The sequence below is a fragment of the Allostigmatella hybrida genome (assembly GCF_020103775.1).
Classification (GTDB): Bacteria; Myxococcota; Myxococcia; order Myxococcales; family Myxococcaceae; genus Hyalangium; species Hyalangium aurantiaca.
In genome coordinates this window covers 1-6,878 of sequence record NZ_JAHXBH010000059.1, presented here as the reverse complement: position 1 = coordinate 6,878, position 6,878 = coordinate 1, and the positions used below count along the sequence as shown (strand labels likewise).

The 6,878-nt window shown below is 61.7% G+C and carries 4 protein-coding genes; 1 reads left to right on the top strand and 3 read right to left on the bottom strand.

Annotated features, from left to right (window positions below):
• Positions 1 to 600: 600 nt before the first annotated feature.
• The 3 genes from KY661_RS36905 to KY661_RS36895 form a co-directional block, all read right to left on the bottom strand.
• Positions 601 to 1,560, bottom strand: a complete 960-nt coding sequence (locus KY661_RS36905) for a hypothetical protein (RefSeq protein ID WP_225414653.1) — start codon at positions 1,558 to 1,560, stop codon at positions 601 to 603.
• A 28-nt stretch (positions 1,561 to 1,588) separates the two neighbouring features.
• Positions 1,589 to 3,211 (bottom strand): hypothetical protein, encoded by a 1,623-nt coding sequence (locus tag KY661_RS36900; protein WP_225414652.1) that lies wholly within the window; start codon positions 3,209 to 3,211, stop codon positions 1,589 to 1,591.
• Positions 3,212 to 3,311: 100 nt separating this feature from the next.
• On the bottom strand, positions 3,312 to 3,959 hold the full coding sequence (locus KY661_RS36895; protein ID WP_225414651.1) for a phage tail protein: 648 nt from the start codon (positions 3,957 to 3,959) through the stop codon (positions 3,312 to 3,314).
• A 671-nt stretch (positions 3,960 to 4,630) separates the two neighbouring features.
• Between KY661_RS36895 and ltrA the strand changes: the two genes are divergently transcribed.
• Positions 4,631 to 6,190 carry a group II intron reverse transcriptase/maturase gene (gene ltrA, locus KY661_RS36890; RefSeq protein WP_398577292.1) on the top strand — a complete coding sequence of 520 codons (1,560 nt, stop codon included), beginning with the start codon at positions 4,631 to 4,633 and terminating at the stop codon, positions 6,188 to 6,190.
• Positions 6,191 to 6,878: the final 688 nt, after the last annotated feature.

Below are 6,878 nucleotides of genomic sequence, written 5' to 3'. Positions count from 1 at the left end.
CCTCCCACGTAGGTGCTCCGAGGCAGGTAGCTCATGAGGTGGGTCCTCCGCCAGTCACTTTTTCAGCAGCCTGCTAGTCGGACGGGATGTTCACCCGTGGGCTATTCTCTGAGGGCTTGGGCGCTACCCTCCTCTCCAGCCAAGCTTCTCCTCGCGCACGCTCAACACCCTCTTAAGCCGGAAGACTCTCAGGGGCCGCCTCATGGTCGTTGCCAAACTGGGACCGGCGCTCAGTCTGGCCGAGTGAGCCTGCCCCGGTTTGGTGGCTCTCCCGCACTTCGTGTGGTTCAGCGGCAGTAAGCAGGCGAGCCCGCTCGTGCGCCCGTTCGCATGAGCCATGGGATCCACACAAATTGCAGGAGAGCCACCAAATCGGGGCAAGCCCATGTCCCGGCCGACCCCGCTTGCTGGCTCACTGTTCGGAAATGTCGGGGGTTTTAAGCCATAAAAGTCCCGACATTTCCGAACAGTCATGAGCGTGGGTCGGCTCCGACGTCCGTGGCAGACAGTTCGGCAGGGCAGGACGCCTGCCGCCCTGCTCCTGCTCAACACCCTCTAATCCCTACGCTCTCTTCCTCAGCACCTGCTTGGGGGGTCAGCCTACTTGAGACTGGGGGCCAACTGGCTCTCAGGCGTCGACTTGGACAGGCGCTGCGGACTGGCGGAGCGTTTGCCCTTGCGCAGACTCCACTTCCGGTTCAGCTCTGCTCGGCCTTGGTCTTGCTTCCCTCCCAATTCTATGAAGATAGCCTTCAGGTTTTCCCGTGCCACCACCTGTTCCTTCAACTCCTTCTGCGTCTTGCTCTTAGCCAGCGCGAAGGGTGTTACGTCGCTTGCTGTAGCAGGAGCAATGAACTCGTTCAGTGAGAATGCGAGGGCCGCCCGCTTGCCTGCATTGGCGACACTCATCGGCGATGCATTCTTCTCCTTCAGTGCGTCCAACATGGCTTGCACCACCTCGTTGCGACGCTCCAGGTCCAGCTCGTTGTGAGCCTTCATGGTCTGGGACGAATCCGCAAACCAGCCGCTGCCCTTGGCGGTCGGGTGCTGCATCACCTTATTTTTCAGCGCGAACCCAGTCCATTTCGTTGGAAAGCGCAGCTTCGACATCTCCTCGAAGACCGTTTCCATCTCCTTCTGCTCGTTCTGGGACAGGGTACCACGTTTCAATACCCCTGTGATCAAATCGCGGACGGAGGAGGTTGAGACCAGTTCGTCCTGTTCTGCCTGAATGCCGCGGTAGGTCCCGCCGAACTTTCTTTTTGCATTCACCTTCGCTGGGTCGAGTAGCAGACGCCGGACCCTTCCGAGTGCGTATTTAGGGCCCGGTTTCAATGTGATCTTGTGCTGCTTTGTAGAGCGCGATCTTCCAGAGAGGCTGCGGATATTGCGCCCGATCTCGACGAATTGTTTCCCCAGGCTCTTGTGGGTCACCTTGCTGTTTTGGCTCTTGACGGTCAGGCTCTGCTTCAAGATCTTCTTTGAACTCTGTTGCAGATTCGTCATCAGTTTGGCATCGCCGGATTCCGTGGCTGGACGGTCGGTACGGTGGTAGGTCAACGGACTGACGCCGCCCGCCGGATCAGCATCAGGACGGCTCGATAGAGATCGCGCGCAGGGCGTACCCGGCGCTGCTGGTGCCATCAGCCGGGGCCACTGTAATAGCGATGGAATTCAGCCCCAACGTCAGCATGTCGGCGAAATCCGCCGAGGCGAAGTCGAGGTTACGCAGGGCGATGGACAGGAGATTGTTCTCGCCGCCTTCGGCCTCCAGCGCGTCCACGTACTTGGTGAGCGTGGTGTCGCCGTTGACGACGATGGTCAGCATCAGGTTGGTAGGGGTGGTTTTCCAGTGCTTCAGGTTCAGGGTGTAGTCAGTTGTGGCGTCGATGACCTTGAACAGTAGAGTGAAGGTTAGGCTGGTGCAATTGCCGGCAAGGGTGGCGGTTAGGGCGGTATCGCCAGGGCTGAACCCGGCTCCCGCAGTGCAGTTGGCTGGGTAGGTCGTAGTGTCGAACGCCAGCAGGGTATTGGTGGTGGAGAAGATGCGGAATGGCACCGGTTGTTCGCCACTCGCCGCCGGGGCGGGCAGGCAGATAAACTTGGCCGGCACGAACCCCACTACTGTCGGCGCCGACGGGTCGCCCACTGGGTCTAGTCCCATGACGCCGAGGTCGAGCGTCGTGGAAATGCTATCGGTCCCGTGCAGCGACAGCAGGATTGGACTCTTGTCCAGGTAAACCGACACCGGCTTGTTATCGTTATCACCTTTGAGTACGTGCGAGGCGGTGAAATAGTTGATGGTGTGATCAAACGAGATCGAGTCGGCGACGGTGTTGTCGACGGTTACCAGCCATTGCGCTGTCATCACGAAATTGATGCCGAACATGGACAGGTGACTGGGTGGATACAGCGATACTCCGTCATACAGGCGCACCATCATCGTGCTTGGCACCACCATTAGCACCTGCGCGGGGTTGTACGGGTTTGGCTCTTGGGTGGTTTTGCGGCATTGGATCGTGTCCCACGGGTATTCCTGCCCGAAGGTCCAAGACGGGCAGTTTGTGACTGGGTTGATCAGACTGTACGCCCCCCAGTCCTTCATGCTCATGTAGGCAGACGACGAACTCTCCTGCGTGGCGCTACGTCCGGTGTCGCGGGCGACGGTGGAGGATTGCTCGGTGGTGGTGGTGATCGATTGTTCCGCCGACGCCCCGAAGTTGGGGCCATCTCCAGACACGCCCATCGACACCCCGAAGGTGTTGGTCTGCGCCATGGACGACCCCACGGTGTTGCTGGTGGAACTGCTAGTGGTCTGACCGCTTGAGGACCCAAGGGTGCCCGATACCTGGACTTGCGTATTGACCGTGTGCGGCGAATAGCCAACCAGTTGCACTTGAATGTTCTTCTGCGAAGGCAACTCAACCAGCGTGTTCAGCAGTGCCGGGTAGTTGAGATACGAAGAAACGTCGCTCTCCGGACTGAGGGTCATGCCGCTCGGATTGTAGATTGTGATTCGCTGTGTCACAGAAAGGATGTACTTGCGCACCCCATCATTTGCGACCCCGGCCTGCACCGTGCCCGATGACAATTGCACGTCGTCGTAGTGGGTTACCTGATACAGGGCGGTGAACAGGCCAAGCGCGGGCCCGCCGCCATTCTGCAAGGGCCCGTTGAGCATGTACGTATAGGGATCACTGGGCTTGAACATGGAATAAACTCGCGTGGAAAGGGGACGGGGCGCAGAGGCAGGGAGCCTCGCATGAGGTGCTCTGTATAGCTATTCTTGGGGCGTGGTGACCTGTCTGGCGTCAGGGCCCTCCGAAGATGATATAGGTCACCGCGTAATATGGCTGGAGGTTGTTGTGAGCTTTCCCCCCACCGGTGGAATCGGTTCCAGCGAGAGAGTAGGCTGGGTTGTTTTCAAAGGGCCGATTAGCGCCGTCCGCCCCACTGAAGCTCCGCTGGTGCACCCCAAAATTTGTCCCGTTGATGTGATGGGTGTGGGCCGGAATTTCGTCTTGCGATAGGTAGTGCAGAGATTCGCCGCCAGTCGCGCTGATCTGAAGCGAACCGCCGAGCAACGGGCCTAGGAGCGAGAACTCCGGGTTGAGCCCGTCGGTCTGCTTGGTGGATGCGGCACTAAGGTTGCCTGCTCCGATCAAGGTGCGGCCGATCAAGTTTGGCGTATTGGGGCTGTTCAGCAAAGTGATGAGTTCCTGGTACTCGGCTGGGATCGGGGAGCCGTCGCAGGGCAACCAGCCCGCCGGCAACGAGTCGGGCCTGAGGATGGAGGCGATGATTGTGCCGATGGGCAGGGGCACGGCAGTCGCGGGAGCGGCGGAGTTGGTCATAATACCTTCCGTTAGTGGCGAGGTTGGCGGGCTGAGGATCGCGAACGGATGACGCCGCACCATCTCAAGAAGCGTTCCGATCCCTATGCGGGCGCGGCGCAGCATCCTACGTGCCATGAGGGGGCGGGGGGACAGTGCATGCGCCGAGAAATATGGCCTCACCAGCGACTTTACGCCGGTTGCGTCCCGATCTATCGGGGCTGGTTTGCTTCGTGCCATGCACACGAGTCTAGCCGCCCACGATGATGCACACCACGAGCCACACGTCGAGGTGTCCGGCCTGGAAGGCACCACGTAACCGTTCACGGGGTGGGACACCCCAAAAGCCGAGCATTTTCAGCGGCTTAGACATCATACGGATTCAAGGAGAACCAGTTTCGGTTCTTTGCGGCTAGATCTTGTCCTCCTTATCGCGCTTGCCTGCCCTGCGAGCGCAAGCAGTAGGGGTGCGGTAAGGCGTACCCCGTGAACGGTTAGTGCGCCGGGATAAACCGGCAGGAAGGAGAGGATGAAAGAGCCTCACGTCGAAGGAGTAGCGACCCACGACGACCCCGAGTCATGCAGCGACAGCCGCGAGGCTGCCGCCGAAGCGTTGACAGGGGCACGTACGGGCACGGTATCGAGCCGCGAAATCAACCCCTCCGGAGTGCCGACGCTGTTAACCGAAGCGGAAGGCAACACGAACTGCGCCGCCAGCGCGAGGCGCAATCGACACCGCGCGGTCGGAGGCCCGTGGCACGTACAGAGCCTTTCTGCACGAGAACCGGGAGGTCCCCATGTCGCCCGCGGGTGATGGAACCGCGGGACGCACCGGGAAGGCTTGTAGCCACGAGCCGGTGATGAACGACGCGGGGAAGTCGGACGAGCCCATAGTACCGGTGAAGCGGTCGAACAACGCGGCGAGAGCCGTGGCGGAAGCCGTGGAGGGAAGGGGCAAGGCCAAGGGCAACGCGGCGAAGCGAAACGCGGACCGGACCCAGAGCCGGAGCAGTCCCGCGCACAGTGAGCTCGACCGCGTGCGCAGCAGAGCAAGGAAGGACAAGGAAGCGAGGTTCACCGCGCTCCTGCACCACGTCACGGTTGAACGACTAGGGACGGCGTTCATGCAACTGAAGCGGAACGCCGCACCCGGGGTGGACGGCGTGACGTGGGAGCAGTACGGCGAGCGGCTTGAGGAGAATCTCCTGGAGCTGCACGCACGGCTGCATCGAGGGGCGTACCGGGCGAAGCCCTCACGCAGAACGTACATCCCCAAGGCCGATGGGCGGCAGAGACCGCTCGGCATCGCCTCGCTGGAAGACAAGCTCGTCCAGCGAGCGGTGGTCGAGGTGATGAACGCCATCTACGAGAAGGACTTCCTCGGCTTCTCCTATGGATTTCGGCCGGGGCGAAGCCAGCATGATGCGCTGGATGCGCTCGCGGTCGGGCTCAAGCGGAGGAAGGTGAACTGGGTGCTCGATGCGGACATCCGTGGATTCTTCGATGCCATCGACCATGGGTGGCTGGTGAAGTTCGTCGAGCACCGGATAGGAGACCATCGGCTCCTGCGACTCATCCAGAAGTGGCTGAACGCAGGTGTCATGGAGGAAGGGACGTGGACGCAGAGCAAGGTAGGCTCACCGCAAGGTGCGACGGTTTCGCCGCTGCTGGCGAACATCTACCTGCACTACGCCCTCGACCTGTGGGTCCACCAATGGAGGAAGAGGACGGCACGCGGAGAGGTGGTGGTCGTGCGCTATGCCGATGACTTCGTGGTGGGCTTCGAGCACGAGGAAGATGGGAAGAAGCTCCACGAGGACCTGCGAGAGCGATTGCGCAAGTTCCAGTTGGAACTGCACTCCGACAAGACGCGGCTCATCGAGTTCGGACGCGACGCGAATGCGAAGCGGCTGAGACGAGGGGAGCGTGGTGCAGCGGAGACCTTCCGCTTCCTCGGGCTGGTCCACATCTGCGGAAAGTCTCGCCGAGGATACTTTCTACTGACCCGGCACACGGACTCGAAGCGGATGCGGACCACGCTCCGGGCGCTCAAGAACGCCATGGCGCGGCGCCGACATGAGCCAGTCGATGCGCAAGGTCGCTGGCTCGGCTCCGTGGTCCGTGGGTACTTCGCGTACCACGCGGTACCGACGAACAGCCGGGCCATCGGTCGTTTCCGAACAGAGGTCATCCGGACGTGGGAGAAGAGCCTGCGACGGCGAAGCCAGCGGCACCGGCTGAACTGGAAGCGGATGACACGACTCGCGGACCGGTGGTTACCGCCCGCGAGAATCCAACATCCTTGGCCGGACGAACGATTCTACGCCAAGACCCGAGGTGGGAGCCCAGTGCGGTAGTTCCGCTCGCTGGGAGCTGTGCGGGGGGCGGTCTCAGCCGGAAACGGCGAAGGGCCGTCCCTACCGCGACCGGCACCACGAGTCCCATCGCTCACTGAGAGGCCCGCATCCGACGTGTCCGGCCAAGGCACTGGCCACGAGGCCCCAGTGATCACCGCGAGGCCCGCGTCCTAGGGTGGCCGCATCCAACCTGCTTAGATGCTCCCCACGAGGCCCTTGTCGACGTGTGCGACGTGTCTGGCCAGGACGCTCGCCACGCAGCCCCAGCGAGCACAGCGAGCCCTACGGTGGTCCGCTCGTGCAGCATGGACGGCACCACGCGGCCCTACGCTCGCCAAGAGGCCCGCGTCGACTTGTCCGACGCGCGCGGTCAGGAGGCTGGCTACAATCCCCAACGCTCACCACGAGCCCCAGCACTCACCACGGCCGCCATGTTGCACGTATGTCGCAGGAACCTGCGGAACGGGCTGGAACAGGACGGGACGCCATGGGACGCGGCGGAATAACGACTCCGAATCATTCCGGGCGGTTGCAAGGCAAGGGCGCGATTCTGCTAGAGGTTTCGCACCGCCCAGCGCGGGTTCGATTCCCGCCGCCTCCACTCCGAGAAACCCAGCAATCTCAACGGGTTGCTGGGTTTTTCTTTGCCCTCGTTTTCTTCATGTGCCCTCAGTGTGCGTGCGCCGTG